Here is a 23,142-nt window from a genome sequence, read left to right on the forward strand (position 1 = left end):
TCCTAGTGTGATGGGTTCTTTGCCTCAAATGGGTAGTAGTACTTGCCACCAAGACCGAATGGATCATTAGTATTTGCAAGTTTTCCTTTTCCTGAACTGTAAATCATGTTTGCCAAGAATATTGCCATGCTAACACCAATAATCATTGCACCAACTGTTGCGATTTGGTTCATAGCAATCCATTCAGGGATTGGTGGGTAATCGAAAATTCTTCTTGGCATACCATACAAACCAAGTAAGTGTTGTGTAAAGAATACTAGAACGGTTCCAATAAATGACATTACAAAGTGAATCTTGCCCATCGTCTCATTGTACATTCTGCCTGTAACATATGGGAACATGTAGTAGAGGAATCCAATTGATCCAAATGCAATTGTACCCATCACGAAGAGATGAAAGTGGCCTACCACCCAATAAGTGTCGTGTGTTGTAAAGTCTAATGGCATTGCAGCATTTGCTACACCGCCTGCACCTGCAGAGAAGAACAAGGCAATTCCTCCAACAGACCACATCATAGGGGTTGCAAATTTGATTCTACCATTCCACATTGTTGCAATAAAGTTGAATACGTGCATTGCAGATGCTGGTACTGCTGCAAGAGTTCCAACCATGAATACTGTTTTCTCAGTAAATGACATTCCAGTTGCATACATGTGGTGAGCCCATGATGAGAAACCTACAATCGATAATAACACAAATGCAAAGACTCCAGAGTTGTAGCTGTAAATTGGTTTTCTTGAGAATCTTGGAATAATTTCATACATCATGCCGATGGCAGGAATTACTAGTACATACACTTCAGGATGGAATGTAAACCAAAACAAGTGTGCATATGCAATTGGATCTCCACCCATTGCTGGATTGAAAAATCCACTTACACCTAGTCTGTCAGTGAGTAACATCAAGAGTGCTGCGGCAAATGTTGGAATTGCAACAAGAATAATCAAAGATGATGAGAGAAAAGACCATGCTAATAATGGAACTTGTCCAATTGACATGTCAGGATGTTTGCATTTGAGAATGGTAACGACAAAGTTGATTGCGCCTAACACTGATGATATACCCAAAATTTTCAGTCCAAAAATCCACATGTCTGCTGCAGGACCTGGTGCACTGATAATAGAGTATGGTGGTGTTGCATACCAAGTAAAATCTGCAAAGCCTAACCAAATTAGTGCTCCTGCAGGTGGAATCATCCAGAATGCTATTGCATTAAGTTTTGGATATGCCATATCCTTGTATCTTACCATGATTGGAACGTAATAGTTACCAACTGCAGATGCAAATGGAATGATAAACAAAAAGATTAACGTTGTACCGTGAACAGTGAATATTCTGTTAAAGGTCATCGCATCGCCAATAATTTGTGCACCTGGTAAGAACAGCTCTGCTCTGATTGCAAGAGCCAAGGTTCCACCCAAGAACAAAAATGCTAGTGATGAAATTAGATACAATAAACCTACATCAGTATGATGTGTTGAGAACATAATTTGCCAAATTGGACGTGGTTTTTGTAATTCTAGAACCATTAGTTAATCTCCTCACTGAAAACAATTGAAAGTTGTGATAAAAGCGTTATCAAGATGATGGATCCTCCACAATCAATGTTCCACGCATGTTATAGTGAATTAATCCGCAATATTCTCTGCATTGAATATCATGAGTTCCAGCTTCAGTTGGAGCAAACCACACTGTGTTAACTCTACCAGGTATTGCATCCATTAATACAACATAATCATGAATGTTAAAAGAATGATTAACATCTTTTGACATTATCTCAAACTTGTAAGCCTTGCCGACTTCAACATGTAGTTCGCCAATTTCTTTTGTACCGTCTTCATGTTCAAAAGACCAGAACCATTGTTGGCCAGTTACTTTGATTGTTTCCGCACCTGCTGGAACATGTTCAACAAGCCTTTCTGCTTCCCATGCTTCTGCACCTACCCAAACCATCAATGCAACTACAACACCAATGTAAACCCATTCAGGCCAGTTAGAGTGCCCACTCATTTTTACCAGTCCGTGCCCTCATATGGAGTTGGTTTTGCTTTAGGATGAGATTCTCTAAATCTCCAGCATTGCCAAATAATAGTTCCAGAAACTACTGCTCCAACAGTAAATCCAACAGTCATCAATCTATAAAATAAATTCCAAATAACCACTCTACGATCAAGATACTCTCCAGGTTCATCACCAGCAGCAAATGCTAAGTCTATAGCTGGAATCAATACAGTAACTGCCAATACTAAGAATAATCCGACCAATTTCTTCATTAGCGATTGAATGACGTGGTCTATAATTTCTATTTAAGGGTTTTCAAGATTATTATCTACCAGCCCTGATCGAAACGGGATGGATGCATTACATTAAGTCCTGAAAGAGAAAATTTGCGTTCTTTTTCTCTAAAGATATTCAGCGATGCATTTGCAATAATTAGCTCAAAGAGATTGGTAGGAGAAAGATCAACTATAGTTGAAAGCATTGCTTTGATTGGATCCATATGAGTTACCAGTACAACATTTTCATCAGGATGATTCTCAATGATATGATCAACGATTCCCAATACTCGTTTTTTAACTTCAGAAAAAGTTTCTACACCATTATGCGCAATTTCTAATTCACCATTGTAGAATTTCATAAAGACATTACCATGATTGGTAAAAATTTCATCATATGGAACTCCAGTAAATTTTCCCATATCAAGTTCAATTAAACGATCATCAATTTTGACATCAATGGAATTATGTTCTCCAACAATTTCTGCAGTATGTTTTGCTCTTTGAATTGGACTAGAATAAATTGCAGAGACATTCATGTGTTCAAGTAATTCAGCAGTATGTTGTGCTTGTTGAATACCAATTTCAGTTAATGGTATACCTGATGTTCGCCCAGCTAAAACTCGTTCAACATTATTTTTTGCCTGACCGTGTCTGAGAAAAATTATCTGTCCCAATTTAATCGCTTTTTAAATAGAGATAATAATAACATTATCAGAGAGACATCATGAAAGTTGGCATTATTGGTGGAACTGGTGGAATGGGAAAAGGATTTGCACTTAGATGGTCACAAAACAATGATATCATTATTGGATCCAGAGACGCTGCAAGAGCATCAGAAGCAGCAGTAGAATATACCAATCTTGCAAAAGAAGCGTTTGGAGAAATCAAAGGTTCAATTTCAGGAAATGATAATGTCTCAGTTGCAAAAGAAAGTGATATCTTGATTTTGTCAATCCCATATGAAAATATTGATTCAGTGTGTTCTGGAATATTATCGCAAGTCAAAGACACTTGTGTGGTCGTATCTCCAATTGTTCCAATGACTAAAACGGATGTAGGGTTCGAATGTGTTGCAATTAAAGAAAATAAACCATTTTCATACAAACTTGTTTTAAAACATATGAAAAATAAATCAAAACTTGTTTCAGCATTTCATGTAATATCTGAAAAAAAGCTAGTCAATCCTACACTGGAATTAGATTATGACATATTTGTTTGTGGAGATGATGATGAATCAGTACAAGCAGTTAATCGCTTGATTGATGAGATAAAGGGACTAAGATCAATCTACTTGGGACCAATAGAATTATCATATCTTGCAGAAATGTCAACACCATTATTGCTTAATGCCATGATACGAAACAAGATAAAGAATCCAGGTATCAAAATTATCTAAGTTTATTTTATAATTTATCATGAGTCACGAGTACTATAGACGTGGTAAAAATTGGTTTACTGCAATTGGTGTACTTTTTTGTGTGATGGGCGGAATAGTTCTCATTCAACAATTACTCATATGGGGAATTGATTTTGTTGAAGAGTTTTTGTTTAATGCAGAATTTACAAATGAGAAAGTTTCAGTTGCAATGCTAGGCTTTGGGATTTTTATGATAGTGTTAGGATTTAGAAAGTATGAACAAACGAGATGAATTTCTAAAGGCACAAAAAATATTACGATTATCAACAATTGATAAAAACAAAACTCCGCATATCGTGCCTGTGTGGTATATGTATAGTGCTAAAAAATTCTACATTGGAACAAACACCAAAACACAAAAGGCAAAAAATGTAAAGAAAAACAAACGAGTTTCTTGCTGTGTTGATGTAGGAATTAATGCACCAAACATTTACGGAGTCATGACACAAGGTAACGCCAATCTAATTTTAGAGCATACCAAAGTAAAAACAATTGCAAAAAAAATTCTCTCCAGATATTTTAACACGCTAGAGAATAAATCTGCAAAAGAATTACTAGACGATACTGACTGTATAATAGAGATTGTTCCTGAAAAATTTACAGTTTGGAATTACTGACAAATTCTTCAATCTTGTTCATTGCAGAATCCAACACATCTAGCTTAGGAAGATAGACTAGTCTGAAATGTCCACTACCATATTGCTCACCAAATCCAGAACCATGAACAGTAAGTACACCTTTTGTTTCAAGTAATTTTGTTACAAATTCTTTATCAGTTCCAAATTTTTTGTCTTCAATTTTTGGAAATGCATAAAATGCACCTTTTGGATTTGGACAAGAAAGACCAGGCATTTCATTGAGTCGTTTAACAACCAAGTCTCTGTGTTTTTTTATTTCAGATACAAACTTGCCAATGTAATCTTGTGGACCACGTAAAGATTCCAGAGCTGCATGTTGTACAGGAAGACTAGTAGCAATTCTTACTCTAGCCAATTTTGGAAGATGTTCACGTAATGCATCAAGTTTTGATGATTGATTAAACGCAATGTAACCAATTCTCCAGCCAGACATTAGATGGACTTTGGAGAATCCATTTAGAACTATAACTGGCGAGTCACCTGTAACTTTACCAATTCCTACAAATTTTTCATCAAAAATAATTTGATCATAGATTTCATCACATATGATGTAGAGATTGTGCTGATTTGCAATGTTTACTAGTTCTTTGAGTGCTTTTTCATTAAACACAACTCCAGTTGGGTTATTTGGACTGATTAGACAAATAGCGACAGTCTTTGGAGTAATTTTAGATTTAATATCATCAATGTCAGGAGTAGAATTATTCAAATCAACTGCAAATTCTACAGGAATGCCGCCATGCAATCTAACGTATGAAGCATATGGTGGATAGTACGGTCCAGGTAAAAGTACTTCGTCACCTTCTTCTACAATAGATGATATTACCATGTCTAGTCCTTCAGACACACCATTTGTGATTAGAATGTCATCAGCTCCAATTGAGAGTCCCTTGAGATTTTCTTTCTTTGCAATTTCTTGCCTTAATTCCAAAATACCTTCAGATGATGAATAGAAATTTTCACCTTTGTTGATTGCATCAATCAAAGCTTGTTTGACATTATCAGGTGGTTGAAAACCAAATTGCACAGGATCACCTATGTTAAGATAATCAACTTTCATTCCTTTTTGTTCAACTTTTCTTGCAGCTAGAACAATATCTCTAATTGCGTATTCAACACCAATTACTTTTTTTGAAACTTTCAAAGTATCTAGACAGGGTTCTGTCAGATTGATGGTTTATTTTAAACCATCTATTAGACTCGGTACAATCTGCTCTGTATCTTTGAACTGCTTCATCACTTCACTTTGTACTGCGTGTGGCACGAACCTCATACCTCTATTCAAGATATTTCTTGAAGCGTTGATATCTCTATCAACAATTGTTTTGCAACTATTACATATCATCATTCGATTCTCTTCGGGCACTAGTTTTGACCCACATTCCGAACACTTTGATGATGTACCATTTGCTTTGACATATTGAACTGGTAATCCAGACCATAATGCCTTGTATTCTATTTGTCTTTGTAACTCGTAGAAACTCCAGGAGTTCATTTTGCCACGAGTTTTTTTACCTTGACCATTTCCTTTTCTATATAATTTTCTAATTCCTTTTAGATCTTCTAAAACAATCCCTTGATTCTGTGATACTATTTTTTTAGATACTTCATGAATCAATTGATGTACTCTGTTTTTCTCTTTTTTACCATATTTTGAGTATAGTTTCTTTCTAATTCTAGCATCATTTCTTTTGAATTTTGATTTTACTACTTTGTATGTTGCTTTGATCTGATTTGTTTTTTTAAGATTGTACACCATAAATTTTCCTGTAGTATCAAAAGAAGTAGCATTATCAAAATTTCTATCAATTCCAACATGATGTTTAGGATTGATTTGAAATACCTCTTTTGAGTAACTGATTATTAGTTTCTCTGGAGTTAATGTGATGGAACCAACTTTGGTATCTTCAAGTTTTTTTATTACATAAGAATGTAATTTTATGAAAATGTATTCATGTGGTTTGATTGGAATTCGTAATATTTCATCCTGAATTTTAAATGATTGATTATCAAGAGTGATCATATTTCTTTTAACATATGGAATTTTTGCATCAGGTTTTTTCTTTTTTGTTGTACGATATAATTTCAATCTTGCTTTTGCTACTGATGTGGAAGATTGTATGTATTTTGCAATAAAATCTTCTCTTAGGTTTTTGTAAAATTCTTTATGCATTGCACCCCTAGATGTTAGATTTTTTTGTTCTGATACACGAATCATTTCATTAGTACAAAATCTAAAATAATCAAACACTTCTTTGAGTGCATCACTTTTATCATGGAACTGCCAAACACATTTTGTCTGTTTCATTTAATCACTTTCACTTTTAATCGATTTAGATCTTGTATTATTGAAGTCATTAGCCATCAACTTGACAGAATTCTTTTTTGAATAAATAGAGATGTAGTACAGTGATTTGAATAAAATCTGAACTTGAAGTTATACAATGTTCAATCATACAGACTTTGTTAAATAGCATTCAGGTTATTTTGAAATAACCATCATAGATTTTATAACAAAATTAGATTTGGTTTAGAATATTGATTCATGAATAATTGTTTAACTTAGGTGTAGGGTTTATAGAATCATAACAATATTTCAATTCTGGACTCGTTGCACAGTCTGGATAGTGCGAGCGGCTTCGAACCGCTAGGTCGAGGGATCGAAGCCCTCCGAGCCCTTTAGATTATCTTATAAAGTAAATAATCACTCTGCATGATGAAATGAAGATATCACCATTTAAGATTTCATTAGCATTGATAATCATAGGAATGATTTGGGTGTCAATTATATTTAATGAGACTGAAAAAATACATGATTCAGTTCTATTAGAGCAATCAAGTTCTTTTGAAGTTGAATCAGATTTCTCAGGTACAGGTATTGGATATTACAAGTTGTACATGCCAGAATTTTCAGGAGAAGAAGTGTTTGTGCAGATAATAGATGTGAACCAGAATGTAATACAAGAACAAAAAGTTAAGACGAAAATGTCAGTTGGGTATTTTGATTTTAGTGAAAACGGATTACACACAGTAAAAATTACAAACATTTCAGGGAAGATAATTAATTTACAGGTAGAATTTGGCAATACAAATTCTCAAAAAATGTTTCCTCCAGGTATTATGATATTGGTAGGAGCAGTTGCATTGATGATTATATCATATATGAAGATAAGAAATTACAATATAGAACAGCCTGAAGAAAATATTTCATAGATTTGAATACATTGGATTGTGTGTCCGAAAACTAAAACCAGATTAAAAATTAACCAAGTTGCAAAAAACAAAAATGCCATAATTGAAAAAGGTAGAAATGTTTTGAGTTTTGTGTGTTCTCTATTCTTTAATATCAAAACTGCTCCTAATGATGCAAGTACCAATCCAAATTCTAAGGGCTGATGAGACCATGAGATCAATCCATCAAGGCCAAAAACATCATGGGATATTGAATCTCCAAAACCAGAGATGATTTGAATTATAGAACCAGCAATGACTAGTTTGACTCCAGTTTTTAGAGAACCGTGAATTGATTTTCTAAATATTAGCATGCAACCCATGATTGCAGCACAGCTAGTTAGTGATACTCCAAAATATACTACCATGTGAGATGGACTCCAGAAAAACTCTGGTTCTTTTTGTAGGTGAGATATTGCATCCCAAAATCCTGCTGAGACTACAATGATTGGTCCAATTACTGCTAAAATTGATACAAATGAAACAAGTGTGGTAGATTTTGCAAGTGTTGAATTTGAAAGTCTTGTGATTAATTTCATTTTATTTCTATACATAATTGGGTTATTTGAAATATTGTAAAACTATCAATTAGAAATATTCAACATTATGAGTAATTTTGTGAATTAACTATATTAGATGAATCAATGTAGAGAAGATATATGAGTCCAGGAATAGGATTAATGAAGAGACGTCTAGAAAAGGAAAAAGACGCAATAGCACTTGCAGTTTCAGGTATTGCAAAAAAATACAATGCCAAACCTGAAGATATCAAAACACTAGAGACAAAATACCACGATGATGCAGGTGATTGGTATGTTGCACTAGGTTGGGAAGAGAAAAAAGCCATAATTCAGATGGATTCTGTGTTAGGAACAATTACAGAAATTAAAGAAATCTAAGTGGTAAAAAATTTCTAATTAAATTGAAATTTAGGCTATTTCATTTTGAAAGGACTTCCCCAACCCCTTGCAAGTAGTTTTTCCATAGATTCAGAACTCACACATGCAGGCGAACTATCAGAATTTTTCTTGATTAGTTCAAAGCCTTGGCGACATGTAACATCTTGTGAATGGACACCACGTTGAGTTTGTGCTTTAGGAGATACTCCTTTTGTAACAAGCATTTCATCTGAAATTAAAATTTCTATTGTTTCGTAAACAGGTTTTACAGGTTGTGAAGCAAGATAAATTCCTCTTAGTCCGACAATAATTTCAACAGGGTTGTCAGATTCCAGTATTTTTGCTGGTAATTCTACAGCACCATCAACAGAGTGAGCATTTTCTATTAACAACACATCTTCATTGTCTTGAATGACTCTAATATCATAATTAATGTGAGATAATAGAATAGAGTTTTCATCAGTAAAAGTCAGATCTATGGGAAGTGCTACTCTAGCTTTTGGTATATCTGTTTGAATGGTAACTATGATAGAACCTGATTTGGAAAGTCTCATCTCTGTTATGTCAGTAGATTTAACAGATTTGAGAAGAGGAGGATTTACAATTATCAATCCTTCCATCCAAGGATGAATTGTACAAAAGTATGGAAATGAGCCTGATTCATCAAAACTAAAAGCAAACACTTTGTCAGGTTGCATTAAACCGCTATAGAGCATTCCATCTGCTCCAGTTTTTGGGGAACCACTTGAAACAGTATGAGAGACAGAGTCACGGTTTGTCCATTGAATCACATCACCTACATTAACAGATATTGGATCTGGAATGTAACATAGTGATTTAATCTCACATCCTGGAACAGACGTATTTTTTGGAATACTTATTTTGATTGTTTCTTCTGCAAAAGAATTCTCCATTACTGGGAGCAGAATTACTCCAATAATTGCAAAAACTATAACATACCTTAATGGCATGAGTCGTTATATAATTTCATAATGAAATAATCATTGGTATGATTTTTCAGACAAGCGGATTAATTTTCTATACAGAGTAATTTACTAAATAAATTGAAAGTTAGGTTTACTCAGCAAGTAAACTTAGTAAAAATAAGCACAAGCTAGAAGAAAAAATTATCCTAGTTTGTAGATATTTTTAAGAATTTGTTTTGCATTGTATTCTGCAACAATCTTCTTGTATGTCTTTACTTCTTCTTTTTTTATAGATCCAAACTCACCATGATTGATGGATTTTGAATTTTGGGATGACATTTTGTCTTGTGTTTTTAATCCATAGGACTTTGCCTTGAGTTTATCTGAATAGTCTGCTTTAGTTGGAAATGCATATGAATCTTGTAATGCAGGAGCAATCATTCCCATTGCCAAGATTGTCATGGTAGATATTGCCAATATTGTTTTCATTATTATCAAATACACCTCCTCTTAATTTGATAAGTAAAATTTCTCAAAGAATTATTAGTAATACTTGAGAATCTAAATGCCTCATCAAAATTCTTTTGTTCTCTAGCTAGAAGAGAGTGGACGATCTCTCTTCTAGTTAGAGTTTGTGAATGTCTTGATCTGGTTTTGCGCTGGACAACAGTTTGCATGATATCTCAATGTGAGAAAATTATTTGACTATACCTTATTGTTTGTGGCATGCCATAAAATAAAAAAATAAAAAAGTTATTTGAGTTCTTGAATGCGTTTAATAATTTCATTCATCTCAAATACCATTTTTTTCTGTTCAATGATATTCTTTGACTTTAAGAATTGGTTTTGGAGGTCTGAAAGAGAGTCTTTAAGATCAGTTATCTGTGTAGACTTTGGCTCAAGTACAACTCTTGTTATAGGAACAGATTGACTTGAATCAAGTTTGACTTTGGAGATTTTCTCAGTACATCCATAACATGGGGCTTCAATATCGTTTTCGTATCTAGATAATTTCCCGTTAATGTCAAAATTTGCTTGAATGTCTTCTTGTGCAAGATTGTGTTTTATGTTGAGTTCTCGCACAATATTTTGCATTTCAATTTTTGGCATCTTTGCATATAGCACATATTGTTGCATGGCATCAGAGAATGTTCCACCCTGTTTGAGGACAGAATCCCTTGCGTCTCTTGCTAGAGAGATTTTTGCATGAAGGTAATCAAACTGATCCCAGAATATCTCTGTGTTTGTTGCGTTAAGATTTGAAACGTATTTTGCAAATGCATTTCTAGGCGTGAATTCTTCATGTGATTTTTCCATTCTTTGTAGTTCTTGGTTTAGGGAATCTTGTGCCATGGCTCGTTGTTTATCAATGAATTGTTGTTTTGCATTACTAGTCTTTTCAATCTCTTTTGCTTGTAGGAACTGTTTTTTTGAGAGTTCAATTTTTGCAAGAATATCTTGTGAAATTGGATTGTTTAGTATTTCCTTACCTTCTATTTTTTTAAAATCTGATTCTGCAAAGGCGTTGGTACTAAAAACAGACATTATAATTACAGACGCAATTATTGAGGCATACAGTAGTTTAGTCATTGAACACAAAATCTAAAAATCGTTTAAGAGTAATTCGTAGAAATTCCTAGATCAAATCGTACTGATGGTTTTAATACAAGTTTGAAAAGTTTGATTTGTAAAAATTATTTAATTGTTAGTTACCTGTAATTAAATCCCAGATAAAACCAAAGAATTCTCTAATCATTACTAATCAGAATAGTCATAATCATCATCGTCACCAAAATCATCATCATAATAATCATCATCAGTATCTACTGTTCTAACTTTATCTAAATCCATAAAAAATCACCAGAAATTTTTGTAATAAACATACTTGAAAATGATATATCTTCATGCAAAGAAAAGTAATTGATTTTTAAACCATGTAAGAACAACTAGTTATTGAAAATCCATTCTAGATCATAATCTAATCATGTTTTATCATATTAGATAAAACAGATGGCGGAAGTGACAATATTTGGATAAAAAGAAAAAATAATAATGATTTTTTTAACTAATTAAAACATAAGATTTTTTTTATTTTTATTATTAAATGGGCGGAATATTATGTTGTATTTTTGAAGAAGCAAGAAATTCACAAATCATTCTGGATGCTAAATGAGATGTGGAATCTTGGATATCATAGTTTGGACAAATTTCCACAATATCTACATGATTCATCAGGCATGCTTGTCAAAAAAAATCATTATTCTAAAATAATTTTAACCACAAGAAAAATGAGTATAAACTAAACTATGGTAACCAGTTGATTTCCTGATAGTTTAAGTCAATTATCATTTTGTTTAATATTTTGTTTACAACTATTTGTTCAAGGTCTAACAAATAATGAGATGCACTAGTTGTGGAAATCAAGCAAGCTGGAGAGATCCAAACTGTCATAAATGTAACAAACCACTACATCAAAAAAACTGTAAAGGAAAATCCGCGGATTGTAAATGCCATGTTATCAATGAACAGGTATGGGCACAGAAAAAAGTTGTTGCAAGTTAATACAATAACAAATTTCTACATACAATCCAGTCTTAATATCACCAATCAGCGATTATACAAAATTCTGATTTCAGTTTCCAATAGATTGTAAAATTTTGTTACTGTCTTTGATCATTTTTGATAGAATGTCAAAAGATTGGTCTTTTTTAGTTTCGTTTACCAAGTTTTTCATTAATTGAATTTCATATTGTATACCTATCTTTAATCCAATTTGGAAGATTTTTGGTAACTTTGACATGTTAGGGGATATTACAATCTCTCGTGATTTTGTATGCTTATCATGTTTAATCTCTATAGAATTTTTTACCACTGTTTGGAATAATTTTTCAAAATTTTCATACATGTTTGATTCTAGTTTTGTCATTGTGAATTTTTTAGACATTATAACAGTCCTTTTAATATTTAGTAAAGCTTGATTGGATTCAATTCCTTCAAAGTCTTGAGAAGTCAGATCTACGCCATGTGCATCTTTGAATGTGTTTACAATATCTGATATTGCATCTTTTCTACACGAAGACAGAGTCTTTCCAAAGGGACAATTTTGACAATTTGTAGTATAGTATCGAAATCCTTTGTTTCCAAAACTCGATAATACCAGTTTATTTTGATTTCTTAATTTTGTCATTACTCTTGAAACTACAGCCTCATCAACATCAATAATTTGAGAAATCTCTTGATTAGAGTATGAACCCTCGTCAAGTAATTCCAAAACTTCTTTTTCAATTTCACCAGGGGATCTTCTAGATTTTTCCTCTATTGCATCTGCAATGTAATGTTCTGCAAGTCTTTGTTCAGTACCCATAACAAGTTTTTTACCTTCAAATTTTACATCTAGTCCAGAATTTACCTCGGTTTTGATTATTTTTTCTAATAGTCTTTCAATATTTGGTATTTTGAAGTTTACAAGTAATAGTTTTAGAGCATCAATAAGAATTTCATTTTCTTTAGAAAGTAGAAACAATAATGCCCATCGAATTTTTTTTTCATTACTTGTCTCAATCTTGCGAAGAATATTGCAAATCTCAGTAATTTTTTCCCATTTAATGTCATCTAGCATATCATCAAGATCATCAGCTAGGTGAAGTTTACCTAGAGTTTTGGTAAATGCATAGAAATCGCTTTTTAGTGTACTTGAAATAGTTGGTTTTTGTCTTATAGATTTTTTATATCGTTCAATCAAATCTTTCTTTAAAAGTATTTTTTCATTTCGTAGATCATCTGTATCATATTTAAAAAATTCAAAAAATGAAAACGATGATGAGTTTAGTGTATTAGGTTCTAATGTTTTCAGAGCTTCCATTATAGAAGAGGAAAGTGCCATACGGACATTCGAGCATAAGCGTCCTATGATAAAAACTTGCAGAATTATAGATATGTTTGAATATAAAACTAGGAAATTTTAGTAAAACATTCTAATTAAATTAATAAAATATTTTTGAAAATAATGAGTTTAAAGATGGCGGTTGATCATATAGGCTTGATAAATCAACTAAAAATATCAAAAATCACCATCAGATTGAAAATATTATTCAGTTGGTGTACTTTAGTATACTGGCAATAATTTGAGAAAATTTTTTTATACAAAGAACATGCCAACGTTTCAAGATAATTGGAATAAAACACAAAAGCCAGGATTAAATGATCAGATTCATGGCATGATTAAAAAAGAACCTCCACTTAAACCACGAATACAACAATCTGTTGGAAAACTCAATCAAACATTTTCAAAAATTGACTATATGCACAAAAAACTACAAGAAAAAGATGCAAAATTATTTAGTAGAATTATTGTTGCACAACAAAAGCATGATAAAACTACAGGCAGAGTACTTGCAAACGAGCTTGTAGAATTAAGAAAGAATGAGAAATTATTAGGCAATCTTAAACTTGCACTTGAACAAATTCAATTAAGATTATCAACTATGAATGAACTGGGAGATGCAATGGTTACATTGGGACCAGTGATTGGCATGATGCGTTCAATAGGACCGGCATTAGGTAGGTTCATCCCACAAGCAGGCGCTGAATTTGAAGTAATGTCAAATCTTTTGGGCGGAATGATGACAGATTCGTTTGGTGGAAGCTTTGAATTAGATAGCACATCAAATGAGGAAACTGAAAATATTCTAAAAGAAGCAGCCGTGATTGCAGGGAACAGGATAGGAGATAAATTCCCATCAACCCCATCACAGATTAGTAGTGATTTAGGATCAAGAATTAATTAACTCAAATCTTTTGAGGCTTGCGAAATAAATCTTAGCAAAAATATTCTTAGGTTCATTCCTAAAATAGCTAAAACAATACCTATTGAAAGTAAAATTAAAGAATATTTACCATTTCAATCTTTGTAAACGTTTGAACGTTTTTTTGTTTTTAGAATATGTAAAAGCAGTTTATCATTTATTATGTCAATTATTAATCTATAATCACCAACTCGGAGTTTAAAAAATTTGGTTCCAGTTAATCTTGAAATGTATGTAAATGGATCTAATTCAACTTCATCGACTTTATCTAAAATGCGTGTTTGAACGTCTTTGGGTAGTTTTTTTAGTTGTTTTTTGGCAATATCGGACCAAACAGCAGTCCATGTCATAGACCGAGTTCTTTTCTGAGTTGCTTATTTGTAATGTATTTTCCTTCTTTGAGGTCTTTCATGGATTGTTCAATTTCTAGAAGGTCATCATCAGTAAGCAGACCAGAATCATCATCAGTTACAATTTGTAAAAATCGTGTTAATAATGCATCATACGTCTCTTGTTTGTGATTTTTTAGAGTCTCAAGTTTACGTTTGATCTCTTTAGAGATCTGAATAGTTGTGGTTTCTACCATAGTATACTATAGTGTATTATAGTAATTAAATATTTAATTTTTGTGTGTATCAAGATCAATGCCTAAATCAGTTGTTGCAATAGACTTTTTTCACATGTGTGTTTGATTCATACACAATTTTTGTAATAACATGGTGTCATTCACACTTGGAGTAAAACATCGCTCCAAGGCATACAAAAAATAATTTACCGGGAAAAGACAGTTACAAGAGATTTAATTATCTTGAATTATTTTGAAAATATATGACTAGTGCCATAGTTCTTGGCGGTTCACGAGGGATTGGCAAGGCAATCTCAGATGCTCTAAAATCTATAGAGATTGATGTTTTTGCAGCATCAAAAAAAGACATTGATACATCAGATTTGAATAGTGTGAGGAAATTTCTAGAGAATCATAATCAAACAGACATTCTAGTTCTAAACACAGGAGGTCCTGTACCAAAACCATTTGCAACCATAACAGAAGATGATTGGAAACTATACCACAATCAATTATTCTTGGGGTTTGTTACTATTCTACAAAATATCAAAATTAATGATGGTGGATACATATTTTTGATAAGTTCAAGTGTAATCAAAGAGCCAAATGCAAAATTGATAATATCATCAGCATATCGTGCAGCATTTGCAGAGATTTTCAAAGTATTAAGCAAGGAGTACGCTCAAAAAAACATCAGTTGCATCAACATTGCACCAGGTCCAATTAATACAGATAGGACACAAGAATTAATAGAAAATGTTCAAGAATTTGAAAAATCATTACCCATGAAAAGACTTGGCGAGCCACAAGAGATTGGAAATTTTGTCAAAGCAATAATTGAAAACAAGATAAAATATCTATCTGGAGTTACAATAAACTTTGATGGTGCAAACTCAAACTATATTTTTTAGGAAAACCATGCAATTTTTGGGTGTAAGTTTATCTATGATTTTTTGTCTGCTTGTTACTAAAATGTGCTTCAAGGAAAGATGAGATATTATTGTTTAAGATGTATGAATTGTAATTTATGTTGTTATCGATACATTGATTGTGGGATAAACATACTGTCTTCTTTTGAATCGTTTTTCATTGCTTCTCTTTCAGTGTGATCATCTGCAACTTTTGCTTTAATGATTTCATTTGCACTTGTTTTTGTTTCATATTCATTAAATTTTATTTTCTCTACAGGAAAATATTTGATGTATATTATTGACATTGCATTGCCAATTGTTTTACGAGGATCATCCGTAGTTTCAATTCCAATACTTTTGAAATCATGATTGATTCAACACGATTCATCGATACCATGGAAAACATTTCAGATTATCTTGATGATGAGTCCATTGAAGAGATTGTATCAGTCTAGGCAGACAGTAGTTCTGATTCATTATGAACAGGTTTTGGGATCTTTCCTTTTACCATTGGTGGCATTTCTGGAACTGTTCTTATTTTTTGCAGCATGTTTTTAACTTCTGGAATCTCTCTTAGTCTGTATTCTAAAAACTCTGACAAGTTTTGCTGTGAAGATGAAGCCAATAATCCCAGTACACCGTCTAACTCAATACTAAAATTGACTGTTCGTCTTGTTTTTGTCATACTATAGTATGAGCATAGTAAGCATTTAAACATTGTCCCCAAATGGGGACACCCAAATTTAAAGTGCTTTTTCCATGGGTGTGAGGGGCCCATAGTCAGGATTAGGTATTGGATTCCCAGTTACTTGGTATCCCAAATTTTGATAGTAGTGTATACGGTCCTGGATTGAATGCAAAGTAATTCTGGAATGCCCTGATCCTCTTGATAGATTTTCAAGAAGTGTAATTAGCATAAAGCCGGGCTTGACACATTTGGATTCATCATGCAAACGGTTTACCTCAACTAAATCCAGATGAAAATGATCTTCTCTGTTCAAAAATGTCATAAAGGCAAGAACTTTTCCGTCAAGTTCGTAAACAAAGATGTGTCTGTTTTCAATATTCAAATTTACTAAATATGAAAGATCAATGTGGTTAATTGGCTGTAATTCATTAGCAAACGGTTGTTCTGCATCAGATGGAGTTATTTCCCTAAAAGGCAGATTCAGGACAAAATCTTTTCTAGTCAAAAGTATACAAATTCTAAAACAAAATGTATGTAATAAAGAAATCTTCGTAGAGTTTATTTTTAGAATGTTATTTAATCTAGCCTTGGGCATAATTCATTTCTGTGATCATTTACAAGTTGTTTAGAGTCAAACTTGTCTCCCTTTTTCATTACAGATAGACATTTACCATATTGTGGACGTATATCAAACCCATAATTGTTGTCTGAATCAAACTTTGTTAGAGATTAGTAAATTTTCAACATTTGAGAATAGTCAGTCTGAGAAATATAATTAGTGTATTTGTTAGCTTGATTTATTTTTTAAATTCAACATTTGGAGTGTCTGGTTGACCCGCAATTGCAATCAATCCACCTTCTCGCAGTTGCTGTAGTAACTGCATGACTTCTTTTTCAACTTGGTTTCTTTGCAGTCCTGTCTGTTGGGCAAAAACTTCTACCAGTTCAGTTACTTTGCGTTGTCCGTTACATGACTTCCAAAAATCAACTATTGCCTGGTTCACCATAAATCCCTGATCATGCTCGTTTGCCAATACCATAGAGCCATCTTCTTGTTGTATTAGTTTTCCAACTCCTTGAGGCAATGCAGTTTCATAGTTAATTGGTGCAGGAGTACTCATTGCAGCACCCATGCTTTTTAGTTTCATTTTTCCCTCTTCACTCATTTTATCCATTGACCATGCAGGTTCCCACACAATGTCTATCTTAACACTATTTACTCCAGGAACTTTTTTGGCATACCTTGTTGCATCTGCAACTAGAGTTTCATGTAATGGACAGCCTTGAGTAGTCATTGTCATTTTGATGTTAACGTCATTGTTTTCTGTGACATCAATATTATAGATTAATCCCATCTCTACAATGTTTAGAGGAACTTCGGGATCCATACATAGTTTCAAAGAATCCTCAATTGCCTGCACAGATACAGTACTCATATTGTATGGTGCAGTTTGAAAAACAATAAAAACTTTCTAATTATTAGCTTGAAATAATTTTGGAATTGATTGGTCATATGGTGCTGTAGCCACACCTTTTTCTGTAATGATTCCTGAAATTAGTTCAGGCGGAGTCATATCAAATGCAGGGTTTATCACATTGATATCATCAGGTGCTGTTTTTTTATCACCAATTCCAGTTACTTCAGAACCTTTTCGCATTTCAATGATTACATCTTCGGCTTTGGTTTCCAAGTCAATTGTAGATAGTGGTGCTGCAACATAAAATGGAATTCCATGTTGTTTTGCCATTGTAGCTACCTGATAAGTTCCAATTTTGTTAAAGACATGTCCTGTCTTTACAATTCTATCAGCTCCGACTATAACTTTATTCACTAGTCCGTTTGCCATGGAATAGCCTACAGCAGTATCTGGAATTAGGCTTACATCAAATCCGTCATGTTTTAATTCAAATGCTGTCAGTCTAGAACCTTGCTGGATTGGTCTTGTCTCAGTAGCTATAACTTTGACATTTTTTCCACTCTCTCTTGTTGCTCTGATAACACCTAGTGCTGTTCCGTATGCTACCGTAGCTAGAGCTCCTGCATTGCAATGAGTCATTATAGTATCGTTGTTATCAAATAGTATAGAGCCGTTCTTCCCCATTGCTTTGTTAATCTCAATATCTTCTTCTGCCATTTTTTTTGCTTCACTAATTACTAGCTGTCTTATCTGATCAACTGAATCTCCAGAATTTGCAATTTTCATAATTTTGTCCAATCCCCATTTCAGATTTACAGCAGTAGGTCTTGTATCATATAGAATTTTTCTTGCTTTTTCAAGATCTTGTAATAATGTATCTTTTGTTACAGATTTACTTTGCAATACAGCTAATGCCAATCCAAATGCACCAGATACTCCAATAGCTGGAGCCCCTCTTACAACCAGAGTTCTAATGGCATCTGCTACTTGATTATAATCATCATATTCTACAAAGACTAGTTGGTTTGGTAACTTGGTCTGATCAATCATGATTACTTTGTTGTCTTTCCATTCTACAGTTCTTAGAGAAGAATCAATTGCAGTATTGTCCATTATTCGTATTAAAATCAGGCTTTTTAAAAATCAATTGGAAAAATGCTTTGTCAAATAATTTATGTTAATTAAAAAAGACTCTGAAAATCAAAATAGTACAGATATGATCCAAATTTGGTCATTAAACTTCTTTCAAGAATTGTTCTCTTGATATGTTACAATCTCTCAAAATTACCCCAAGTAGTCCTACACGAATTTCCTTTAATGGTACAGTAACGTGAATAGTTCCATTTGTAATCGTTACATGGCTTCCCTTTTGTCTTATTGGTTGGAAATTAAATCGATTACAAAGGATCTTGACTAATTCTCTACCACTTATTGGAGAAAGTTTTTTCAAATTGCAATTGCTTCTGTTGCTTTTTCTTTCAATACAGACAAATGAAGCTCAAGTGCTTTTAGATAGTTTTTTTTGGCATCCTGTAAATTTTTACCTGTACTGTAAACTCCTAATGCAGAACATGCAATAGAATAGAAACCGTCATCTTCTTTGATCACTTTGGTTTTGATATCTTTTATCTTAACTGACATACTATGCAATTATCATCTTGAATTATTTAAGTTTCCTTATCTGATGTCCAGTCTAGTCCAAGTTATGAATCATAGGCTGTATTTTGTTTTCATTTGTTCTAATGTCTTAAATTTACCCTTTTTGATATCTTTGATGGATTGTTCAATTTCTAAAATATCTACATCAGTAAGTAGTTCAGCATCCTCTTCAAATTGAGATTTTAAAATTCGATTAATCATTGCCTCAAAGGATTCATGTTTGTGATTTTTGAATTTTTCCCATTTTTCCTTTGACTCTTTGGATACTGCAATTGATGTTTGTTCCGTATGTGTATGTAGATATCTATAGAATTTAACTATTTGAGATCGCAAGACTGAACTATCGATTTATTCTTTACCTTGGATTTTCAGCTGACTTGGGGTTTGGATCCTATGATAGTTTCAGTTATTTTTCTGAAATTTATATATGTGTCGCCAGTGAAACTAACTAGAAAAAAGATCACAGAGATTAGGAAAAAATTGAAAAGAAAAATTCTGTATTTGCAGAAAAGAGATATCTGGACTCTATGGTTCTACCCTCAAAAATCATTGTGCAAAGCTTGCATCCTCAGACCATGGTGATGCAAGACGTGCACTTGACTTGCTGCGAGTGGCAGGAGAGATTTGTGACGGTGCAATAAAAAAAGACGATGTTGAAAAAGCTCAAAAAATAATCCAAAAAGACAGAATAGATGAGATTGTTGCAAATGCGTCATACCACATGAGATGTGTTGTAGGGGCTATCGTCTCACTTGCCATTGTAAAAGAACAGTCGTGGAGTGCAACCTCACACATCTTTAAAAAATACACTGAAATTGTATCAAAAGAGTATAACCCGCTAAAGTACAGGCGTGTATCTGACTTGCTAGTCGAACTTGAAAACACTGGAATTTTGGTATCCCGTGCTTATTCTCGTGGCAGGGGAGGGTATGGCAAAGAATACAAGCTTAAAGTCGATCCTAGTATTGTTGGTCCTTCTGTTAGTGAGGAATTTTATGATTCGCAGGTTCGGAGAAGAACGGAGGCAGATAAATTCAAAGAATATCAGAAATTGCTAAAATCATCAGGCAGACACAACTATGCAAACATGTACTCTAGACTTCTAAAGGACTTTTAGATTTACAAATTGTTATATTGTTTTTGGATATCTTGAATCGTATTGCTAGACATTGCAACAATGGACAAAATAGACACTCAGGGAATGTACAAAATCTATGATTCATGGCCAGAGATTGCACGTAAATCATTTGAATCACATCACGAGCCAGTAGATTTTGATAATATTGATCATATTGTTTTTGCTGGAATGGGTGGTTCTGGTGCTATTGGAGACATGTTTTCATCTGTTTTATCAAAAACAAAGATTCATGTCAATGTTGTAAAGGGATATCTTCTACCCACAACAGTGGATTCTAATTCACTAGTCATTGCAGTTAGCGTTTCAGGGAATACTGCTGAGACTTTGACTGTATTAGATTCTGCTTTTAAATTAAAAAGCAAAGTCATTGCATTTTCCTCTGGAGGAAAGATGTTAGAGTATTGTAAAAAAAATAACATTGAACACCGACTTGTTACTAAATATCACTCTCCTCGAGCTTCTTTTACTTCTTACTTGTATACCATGTTGAAAGTAGTGCACTCAAAACTTGAAATCAAACAAGAAGATATTTTGGAATCCATAACAGAATTAGAAAAAATTGGTAAAAAAATTAGTTCTACAAATCTAACTGAGAATAATCCAGCCATCAATATCGCAAAAGAGATTACAGGTATTCCTATGATATACTATCCATTTGGATTACAATCAGCTGCAGTTAGATTCAAAAATGTGCTACAAGAAAATGCCAAAATTCATGCAACTGCTGAAGATGTGCTAGAAGCATGTCATAATGGGATTGTTTCATGGGAAAAAGAGAGTAATGTTAAACCATTTCTAATTCAAGGAAAGGATGATCATCCAAAAACGAAAGAAAGATGGAATATAATTAAAGAGTATTTTAATCAAAATAAAATAATCTATAGCGAAATTACTTCTGTTGAGGGAAGCATTTTATCAAAATTGATAAATCTAGTTTACATTTTAGATTACTGTTCAATTTACAAGGCAATTCTAACAGGGACTGATCCTACTCCAGTAAAGTCAATTGATTTTATCAAAAAAAGATTATAACTATCAAAAAACTTGTTGATTGTTAATTAATGTCAATAAATTTACAATATCAGCATCTGAAACAACCTTTGGATTATTATCAAGATGTTTTCTATCTTTTTGAATTAATTTTACGGCATCTTTCATATGTTGATTTAAATGAATAGGATCAAAATTTAATATTTCTACCAGATGTTTGAATCTTGTATAAAACTTTGAATTATTAAATTTGTGAGCAACTGTAGTGGTAAATGCTAATGCATGCCCATGAGGAATTCCTTCATTAGAAAATACGTATGATAGCGCATGTCCAAGAGTAGTAGAACAGTTTCCAAAACCTAATCCTGCATATAATGAACCTAAAACTATATTTTCATAATTTTTATGTATAATTCCATTTTCTAAAAGATCAAACGCTTTCTCGCACATGAATTTTGTATAAATATTTCCTAATTTACTATCATAACCTTCTGTACTTTGAGCACAAGCATCAATAACAGAATTTTTGATTACTTTGTCAGATGAATTTTGAATAAAATGTGAATCTATAATTGCAACATCAGCAAATAATGCATCATCATGAAAACTTTGTTTTTTTCCATTAATCTTTAAAACTGATATTCTAGTTACTTCACTTCCACTTCCAAAAGTGGTTGGAATTAAAAATTTTCTTTTTTTCATTTTAAAGGCAACAAATTTGGCAACATCAAGTGAACTTCCCCCTCCAATTCCAATTATAGATGAAAATTCACTTGTTTTGAATTCATTTAAGATTTTTTCTACAGTTGTAAATGAAGGATTTGATTCAACATTATCAAAAATACTTGCATTTTTTAATCCAATATAATCAAACCATCCACGTGATTTTGCCCCGTTAGAAGTAATAACTAATGAATTTTCTGGTAATGGAAAATTTTGTGCGGATTTATTACCAAATACTATAGTTGATGGTTGTTTAATTGTAAACATTGAATTCTATGCACATACTCTCAACCTTGATTATAAAGTATTGAGACATCTATTTTAAAAATATTACAGATTGATATAATTTTTATTATAAATAACGATTTTATAGGTTGTCATAAAAATAAAATTAAATGTCAGATATAGAATTTTCAATCAATTTACCAGCACCTACAGATAAACTGATAGAACTGGCAACCTCATTTGAAGACTACCCACAGTATTTAGAATCATCAATTAAAAGCGTCAAAATTCTAGAAAAAACTAACAATGAAACCATTACAGAGGAAATTTTAATTTTTAGAAGTTTATTTAGTCATGAAATAATTCAAAAATCTAAACATACAATGATTGGAGGTAAACAAACACATTCTGAAATAATTTTTGGACCTTTTAAAGGGACAATTATTGATGTTTTATTTGAAAAAAAAGAATCTGGAACCAAAGTTTCAGTGAATGCGGATTATAAAATTTCCTTGAAATATAAAATTTTAAGTCCAATAATTAAACAAAAATATAAAATCATACTAACTGGTTTTCTATACAAAATGAATGCAAAACTAATCTAAGCATAATTTTAATACGGAGTTAATT

The 23,142-nt window shown here is 32.7% G+C and carries 32 protein-coding genes and 1 tRNA gene; 11 read left to right on the top strand and 22 right to left on the bottom strand.

The genetic code is table 11. From position 1 onward, the window contains the following. Positions 1-2 precede the first annotated feature (2 nt). Genes WDZ98_RS02785 through WDZ98_RS02800 form a run of 4 tightly spaced genes read right to left on the bottom strand, consistent with a single transcriptional unit; the run spans position 3 to position 2,953 of the window. Entirely contained in the window at positions 3-1,529 is a 1,527-nt protein-coding gene (locus WDZ98_RS02785; RefSeq protein ID WP_368056920.1) for a cbb3-type cytochrome c oxidase subunit I, read from the bottom strand. Between the two features lie 49 nt (positions 1,530-1,578). Beyond that, on the bottom strand, positions 1,579-2,010 hold the full coding sequence (locus WDZ98_RS02790) for a hypothetical protein (protein ID WP_368056921.1): 432 nt from the start codon (positions 2,008-2,010) through the stop codon (positions 1,579-1,581). A gap of 2 nt (positions 2,011-2,012) precedes the next feature. Next, positions 2,013-2,273: a heme transporter CcmC gene (locus WDZ98_RS02795; protein ID WP_368056922.1), complete on the bottom strand. Its 261-nt coding sequence runs from the start codon at positions 2,271-2,273 to the stop codon at positions 2,013-2,015. Between the two features lie 56 nt (positions 2,274-2,329). Then, the gene (locus WDZ98_RS02800; RefSeq protein WP_368056923.1) at positions 2,330-2,953 is read right to left on the bottom strand and encodes a histidine phosphatase family protein; all 624 of its coding nucleotides are present in this window, start codon (positions 2,951-2,953) and stop codon (positions 2,330-2,332) included. A gap of 50 nt (positions 2,954-3,003) precedes the next feature. Between WDZ98_RS02800 and npdG the strand changes: the two genes are divergently transcribed. The 3 genes from npdG to WDZ98_RS02815 are packed head-to-tail and all read left to right on the top strand — an operon-like array spanning position 3,004 to position 4,313. After that, a complete protein-coding gene (gene npdG, locus WDZ98_RS02805; RefSeq protein WP_368056924.1) occupies positions 3,004-3,675 on the top strand; it encodes an NADPH-dependent F420 reductase in 672 nt (223 codons plus the stop codon). A 19-nt stretch (positions 3,676-3,694) separates the two neighbouring features. After that, positions 3,695-3,928, top strand: a complete 234-nt coding sequence (locus WDZ98_RS02810) for a hypothetical protein (protein WP_368056925.1) — start codon at positions 3,695-3,697, stop codon at positions 3,926-3,928. Then, positions 3,912-4,313 (top strand): pyridoxamine 5'-phosphate oxidase family protein, encoded by a 402-nt coding sequence (locus tag WDZ98_RS02815; RefSeq protein ID WP_368056926.1) that lies wholly within the window; start codon positions 3,912-3,914, stop codon positions 4,311-4,313. The genes WDZ98_RS02810 and WDZ98_RS02815 overlap by 17 nt, the downstream gene beginning before the upstream one ends. On the opposite strand, the gene WDZ98_RS02820 is transcribed toward WDZ98_RS02815, so the two are convergent. Continuing rightward, positions 4,294-5,478 (bottom strand): aminotransferase class I/II-fold pyridoxal phosphate-dependent enzyme, encoded by a 1,185-nt coding sequence (locus WDZ98_RS02820; protein WP_368056927.1) that lies wholly within the window; start codon positions 5,476-5,478, stop codon positions 4,294-4,296. The genes WDZ98_RS02815 and WDZ98_RS02820 overlap by 20 nt on opposite strands. A 33-nt stretch (positions 5,479-5,511) precedes the next feature. Then, on the bottom strand, positions 5,512-6,642 hold the full coding sequence (locus WDZ98_RS02825; RefSeq protein ID WP_368056928.1) for an RNA-guided endonuclease InsQ/TnpB family protein: 1,131 nt from the start codon (positions 6,640-6,642) through the stop codon (positions 5,512-5,514). Positions 6,643-6,938: 296 nt separating this feature from the next. On the opposite strand from WDZ98_RS02825, the gene WDZ98_RS02830 reads away from it, so the two are divergent. Continuing rightward, positions 6,939-7,013: transfer RNA gene (locus WDZ98_RS02830), tRNA-Arg, on the top strand. Between the two features lie 42 nt (positions 7,014-7,055). Next, positions 7,056-7,547: a hypothetical protein gene (locus WDZ98_RS02835; protein ID WP_368056929.1), complete on the top strand. Its 492-nt coding sequence runs from the start codon at positions 7,056-7,058 to the stop codon at positions 7,545-7,547. Here the strand turns inward: WDZ98_RS02835 and WDZ98_RS02840 are convergent. Then, positions 7,511-8,104 (bottom strand): hypothetical protein, encoded by a 594-nt coding sequence (locus tag WDZ98_RS02840; protein WP_368056930.1) that lies wholly within the window; start codon positions 8,102-8,104, stop codon positions 7,511-7,513. The two genes, WDZ98_RS02835 and WDZ98_RS02840, sit on opposite strands and share 37 nt — an antisense overlap. 120 nt (positions 8,105-8,224) lie before the next feature. On the opposite strand from WDZ98_RS02840, the gene WDZ98_RS02845 reads away from it, so the two are divergent. Continuing rightward, positions 8,225-8,464 carry a hypothetical protein gene (locus WDZ98_RS02845; RefSeq protein WP_368056931.1) on the top strand — a complete coding sequence of 80 codons (240 nt, stop codon included), beginning with the start codon at positions 8,225-8,227 and terminating at the stop codon, positions 8,462-8,464. 35 nt (positions 8,465-8,499) lie between these two features. On the opposite strand, the gene WDZ98_RS02850 is transcribed toward WDZ98_RS02845, so the two are convergent. The 4 genes from WDZ98_RS02850 to WDZ98_RS02865 all read right to left on the bottom strand — a co-directional run bounded on the left by WDZ98_RS02850 (position 8,500) and on the right by WDZ98_RS02865 (position 13,273). After that, complete coding sequence (locus tag WDZ98_RS02850) at positions 8,500-9,435, bottom strand: plastocyanin/azurin family copper-binding protein (RefSeq protein WP_368056932.1); 936 nt, start codon at positions 9,433-9,435, stop codon at positions 8,500-8,502. 156 nt (positions 9,436-9,591) lie between these two features. Next, on the bottom strand, positions 9,592-9,879 hold the full coding sequence (locus tag WDZ98_RS02855; protein WP_368056933.1) for a hypothetical protein: 288 nt from the start codon (positions 9,877-9,879) through the stop codon (positions 9,592-9,594). A gap of 264 nt (positions 9,880-10,143) precedes the next feature. Then, on the bottom strand, positions 10,144-10,980 hold the full coding sequence (locus WDZ98_RS02860; RefSeq protein ID WP_368056934.1) for a hypothetical protein: 837 nt from the start codon (positions 10,978-10,980) through the stop codon (positions 10,144-10,146). Between the two features lie 1,042 nt (positions 10,981-12,022). After that, on the bottom strand, positions 12,023-13,273 hold the full coding sequence (locus WDZ98_RS02865) for a hypothetical protein (RefSeq protein WP_368056935.1): 1,251 nt from the start codon (positions 13,271-13,273) through the stop codon (positions 12,023-12,025). Positions 13,274-13,541: 268 nt separating this feature from the next. Between WDZ98_RS02865 and WDZ98_RS02870 the strand changes: the two genes are divergently transcribed. Beyond that, a complete protein-coding gene (locus tag WDZ98_RS02870) occupies positions 13,542-14,177 on the top strand; it encodes a Snf7 family protein (protein WP_368056936.1) in 636 nt (211 codons plus the stop codon). A 113-nt stretch (positions 14,178-14,290) separates the two neighbouring features. Here the strand turns inward: WDZ98_RS02870 and WDZ98_RS02875 are convergent, their stop codons facing one another. Beyond that, complete coding sequence (locus WDZ98_RS02875; RefSeq protein ID WP_368056937.1) at positions 14,291-14,545, bottom strand: type II toxin-antitoxin system RelE/ParE family toxin; 255 nt, start codon at positions 14,543-14,545, stop codon at positions 14,291-14,293. After that, positions 14,542-14,781 carry a hypothetical protein gene (locus WDZ98_RS02880; protein ID WP_368056938.1) on the bottom strand — a complete coding sequence of 80 codons (240 nt, stop codon included), beginning with the start codon at positions 14,779-14,781 and terminating at the stop codon, positions 14,542-14,544. The genes WDZ98_RS02875 and WDZ98_RS02880 overlap by 4 nt, the downstream gene beginning before the upstream one ends. A gap of 242 nt (positions 14,782-15,023) precedes the next feature. Between WDZ98_RS02880 and WDZ98_RS02885 the strand changes: the two genes are divergently transcribed. Further along, positions 15,024-15,671 carry an SDR family oxidoreductase gene (locus WDZ98_RS02885; protein ID WP_368056939.1) on the top strand — a complete coding sequence of 216 codons (648 nt, stop codon included), beginning with the start codon at positions 15,024-15,026 and terminating at the stop codon, positions 15,669-15,671. A 122-nt stretch (positions 15,672-15,793) separates the two neighbouring features. On the opposite strand, the gene WDZ98_RS02890 is transcribed toward WDZ98_RS02885, so the two are convergent. The 8 genes from WDZ98_RS02890 to WDZ98_RS02925 form a co-directional block, all read right to left on the bottom strand. Further along, positions 15,794-15,976, bottom strand: a complete 183-nt coding sequence (locus tag WDZ98_RS02890) for a hypothetical protein (RefSeq protein ID WP_368056940.1) — start codon at positions 15,974-15,976, stop codon at positions 15,794-15,796. A 146-nt stretch (positions 15,977-16,122) separates the two neighbouring features. Beyond that, a complete protein-coding gene (locus WDZ98_RS02895; protein ID WP_368056941.1) occupies positions 16,123-16,356 on the bottom strand; it encodes a hypothetical protein in 234 nt (77 codons plus the stop codon). A 58-nt stretch (positions 16,357-16,414) separates the two neighbouring features. After that, the gene (locus WDZ98_RS02900; RefSeq protein ID WP_368056942.1) at positions 16,415-16,864 is read right to left on the bottom strand and encodes a GNAT family N-acetyltransferase; all 450 of its coding nucleotides are present in this window, start codon (positions 16,862-16,864) and stop codon (positions 16,415-16,417) included. Between the two features lie 292 nt (positions 16,865-17,156). Further along, positions 17,157-17,795 carry a PqqD family peptide modification chaperone gene (locus WDZ98_RS02905; protein ID WP_368056943.1) on the bottom strand — a complete coding sequence of 213 codons (639 nt, stop codon included), beginning with the start codon at positions 17,793-17,795 and terminating at the stop codon, positions 17,157-17,159. 36 nt (positions 17,796-17,831) lie between these two features. After that, positions 17,832-18,890 (bottom strand): S-methyl-5-thioribose-1-phosphate isomerase, encoded by a 1,059-nt coding sequence (mtnA, locus tag WDZ98_RS02910; RefSeq protein ID WP_368056944.1) that lies wholly within the window; start codon positions 18,888-18,890, stop codon positions 17,832-17,834. Between the two features lie 121 nt (positions 18,891-19,011). Then, on the bottom strand, positions 19,012-19,227 hold the full coding sequence (locus tag WDZ98_RS02915) for a type II toxin-antitoxin system HicA family toxin (RefSeq protein ID WP_368056945.1): 216 nt from the start codon (positions 19,225-19,227) through the stop codon (positions 19,012-19,014). Beyond that, positions 19,224-19,418: a type II toxin-antitoxin system HicB family antitoxin gene (locus WDZ98_RS02920; protein ID WP_368056946.1), complete on the bottom strand. Its 195-nt coding sequence runs from the start codon at positions 19,416-19,418 to the stop codon at positions 19,224-19,226. The genes WDZ98_RS02915 and WDZ98_RS02920 overlap by 4 nt, the downstream gene beginning before the upstream one ends. 69 nt (positions 19,419-19,487) lie before the next feature. After that, positions 19,488-19,769, bottom strand: coding sequence for a hypothetical protein (locus WDZ98_RS02925; RefSeq protein WP_368056947.1), 282 nt, complete (start codon positions 19,767-19,769; stop codon positions 19,488-19,490). 277 nt (positions 19,770-20,046) lie between these two features. Here WDZ98_RS02925 and WDZ98_RS02930 point away from each other — a divergent pair, with 277 nt between their 5' ends. Together WDZ98_RS02930 and WDZ98_RS02935 are read left to right on the top strand one after the other, a co-directional pair. Next, positions 20,047-20,553 (top strand): hypothetical protein, encoded by a 507-nt coding sequence (locus WDZ98_RS02930; RefSeq protein WP_368057078.1) that lies wholly within the window; start codon positions 20,047-20,049, stop codon positions 20,551-20,553. A gap of 60 nt (positions 20,554-20,613) precedes the next feature. Beyond that, complete coding sequence (locus WDZ98_RS02935) at positions 20,614-21,606, top strand: SIS domain-containing protein (RefSeq protein WP_368056948.1); 993 nt, start codon at positions 20,614-20,616, stop codon at positions 21,604-21,606. Between the two features lie 3 nt (positions 21,607-21,609). Here WDZ98_RS02935 and WDZ98_RS02940 read toward each other — a convergent pair whose 3' ends face one another. Beyond that, positions 21,610-22,554: an iron-containing alcohol dehydrogenase gene (locus tag WDZ98_RS02940; RefSeq protein WP_368056949.1), complete on the bottom strand. Its 945-nt coding sequence runs from the start codon at positions 22,552-22,554 to the stop codon at positions 21,610-21,612. Between the two features lie 128 nt (positions 22,555-22,682). Here WDZ98_RS02940 and WDZ98_RS02945 point away from each other — a divergent pair, with 128 nt between their 5' ends. Further along, positions 22,683-23,117 carry a type II toxin-antitoxin system RatA family toxin gene (locus tag WDZ98_RS02945; protein ID WP_368056950.1) on the top strand — a complete coding sequence of 145 codons (435 nt, stop codon included), beginning with the start codon at positions 22,683-22,685 and terminating at the stop codon, positions 23,115-23,117. Positions 23,118-23,142: the final 25 nt, after the last annotated feature.

The organism is Candidatus Nitrosopumilus sp. (assembly GCF_040878665.1).
Classification (GTDB): domain Archaea; phylum Thermoproteota; class Nitrososphaeria; order Nitrososphaerales; family Nitrosopumilaceae; genus Nitrosopumilus.

What these genes read in the sequence shown, in the direction of transcription:
- WDZ98_RS02785 (WP_368056920.1), bottom strand. Translation starts at nt 1,529, where the DNA reads ATGGTTCTAGAATTACAAAAACCACGTCCAATTTGGCAAATTATGTTC.
- WDZ98_RS02790 (WP_368056921.1), bottom strand. Translation starts at nt 2,010, where the DNA reads ATGAGTGGGCACTCTAACTGGCCTGAATGGGTTTACATTGGTGTTGTA.
- WDZ98_RS02795 (WP_368056922.1), bottom strand. Translation starts at nt 2,273, where the DNA reads ATGAAGAAATTGGTCGGATTATTCTTAGTATTGGCAGTTACTGTATTG.
- npdG (WP_368056924.1), top strand. Translation starts at nt 3,004, where the DNA reads ATGAAAGTTGGCATTATTGGTGGAACTGGTGGAATGGGAAAAGGATTT.
- WDZ98_RS02810 (WP_368056925.1), top strand. Translation starts at nt 3,695, where the DNA reads ATGAGTCACGAGTACTATAGACGTGGTAAAAATTGGTTTACTGCAATT.
- WDZ98_RS02815 (WP_368056926.1), top strand. Translation starts at nt 3,912, where the DNA reads ATGAACAAACGAGATGAATTTCTAAAGGCACAAAAAATATTACGATTA.
- WDZ98_RS02825 (WP_368056928.1), bottom strand. Translation starts at nt 6,642, where the DNA reads ATGAAACAGACAAAATGTGTTTGGCAGTTCCATGATAAAAGTGATGCA.
- WDZ98_RS02835 (WP_368056929.1), top strand. Translation starts at nt 7,056, where the DNA reads ATGAAGATATCACCATTTAAGATTTCATTAGCATTGATAATCATAGGA.
- WDZ98_RS02840 (WP_368056930.1), bottom strand. Translation starts at nt 8,104, where the DNA reads ATGAAATTAATCACAAGACTTTCAAATTCAACACTTGCAAAATCTACC.
- WDZ98_RS02845 (WP_368056931.1), top strand. Translation starts at nt 8,225, where the DNA reads ATGAGTCCAGGAATAGGATTAATGAAGAGACGTCTAGAAAAGGAAAAA.
- WDZ98_RS02850 (WP_368056932.1), bottom strand. Translation starts at nt 9,435, where the DNA reads ATGCCATTAAGGTATGTTATAGTTTTTGCAATTATTGGAGTAATTCTG.
- WDZ98_RS02855 (WP_368056933.1), bottom strand. Translation starts at nt 9,879, where the DNA reads ATGAAAACAATATTGGCAATATCTACCATGACAATCTTGGCAATGGGA.
- WDZ98_RS02860 (WP_368056934.1), bottom strand. Translation starts at nt 10,980, where the DNA reads ATGACTAAACTACTGTATGCCTCAATAATTGCGTCTGTAATTATAATG.
- WDZ98_RS02865 (WP_368056935.1), bottom strand. Translation starts at nt 13,273, where the DNA reads ATGGCACTTTCCTCTTCTATAATGGAAGCTCTGAAAACATTAGAACCT.
- WDZ98_RS02870 (WP_368056936.1), top strand. Translation starts at nt 13,542, where the DNA reads ATGCCAACGTTTCAAGATAATTGGAATAAAACACAAAAGCCAGGATTA.
- WDZ98_RS02875 (WP_368056937.1), bottom strand. Translation starts at nt 14,545, where the DNA reads ATGACATGGACTGCTGTTTGGTCCGATATTGCCAAAAAACAACTAAAA.
- WDZ98_RS02880 (WP_368056938.1), bottom strand. Translation starts at nt 14,781, where the DNA reads ATGGTAGAAACCACAACTATTCAGATCTCTAAAGAGATCAAACGTAAA.
- WDZ98_RS02885 (WP_368056939.1), top strand. Translation starts at nt 15,024, where the DNA reads ATGACTAGTGCCATAGTTCTTGGCGGTTCACGAGGGATTGGCAAGGCA.
- WDZ98_RS02890 (WP_368056940.1), bottom strand. Translation starts at nt 15,976, where the DNA reads ATGTCAATAATATACATCAAATATTTTCCTGTAGAGAAAATAAAATTT.
- WDZ98_RS02895 (WP_368056941.1), bottom strand. Translation starts at nt 16,356, where the DNA reads ATGACAAAAACAAGACGAACAGTCAATTTTAGTATTGAGTTAGACGGT.
- WDZ98_RS02905 (WP_368056943.1), bottom strand. Translation starts at nt 17,795, where the DNA reads ATGAGTACTGTATCTGTGCAGGCAATTGAGGATTCTTTGAAACTATGT.
- mtnA (WP_368056944.1), bottom strand. Translation starts at nt 18,890, where the DNA reads ATGGACAATACTGCAATTGATTCTTCTCTAAGAACTGTAGAATGGAAA.
- WDZ98_RS02920 (WP_368056946.1), bottom strand. Translation starts at nt 19,418, where the DNA reads ATGTCAGTTAAGATAAAAGATATCAAAACCAAAGTGATCAAAGAAGAT.
- WDZ98_RS02935 (WP_368056948.1), top strand. Translation starts at nt 20,614, where the DNA reads ATGGACAAAATAGACACTCAGGGAATGTACAAAATCTATGATTCATGG.
- WDZ98_RS02940 (WP_368056949.1), bottom strand. Translation starts at nt 22,554, where the DNA reads ATGTTTACAATTAAACAACCATCAACTATAGTATTTGGTAATAAATCC.
- WDZ98_RS02945 (WP_368056950.1), top strand. Translation starts at nt 22,683, where the DNA reads ATGTCAGATATAGAATTTTCAATCAATTTACCAGCACCTACAGATAAA.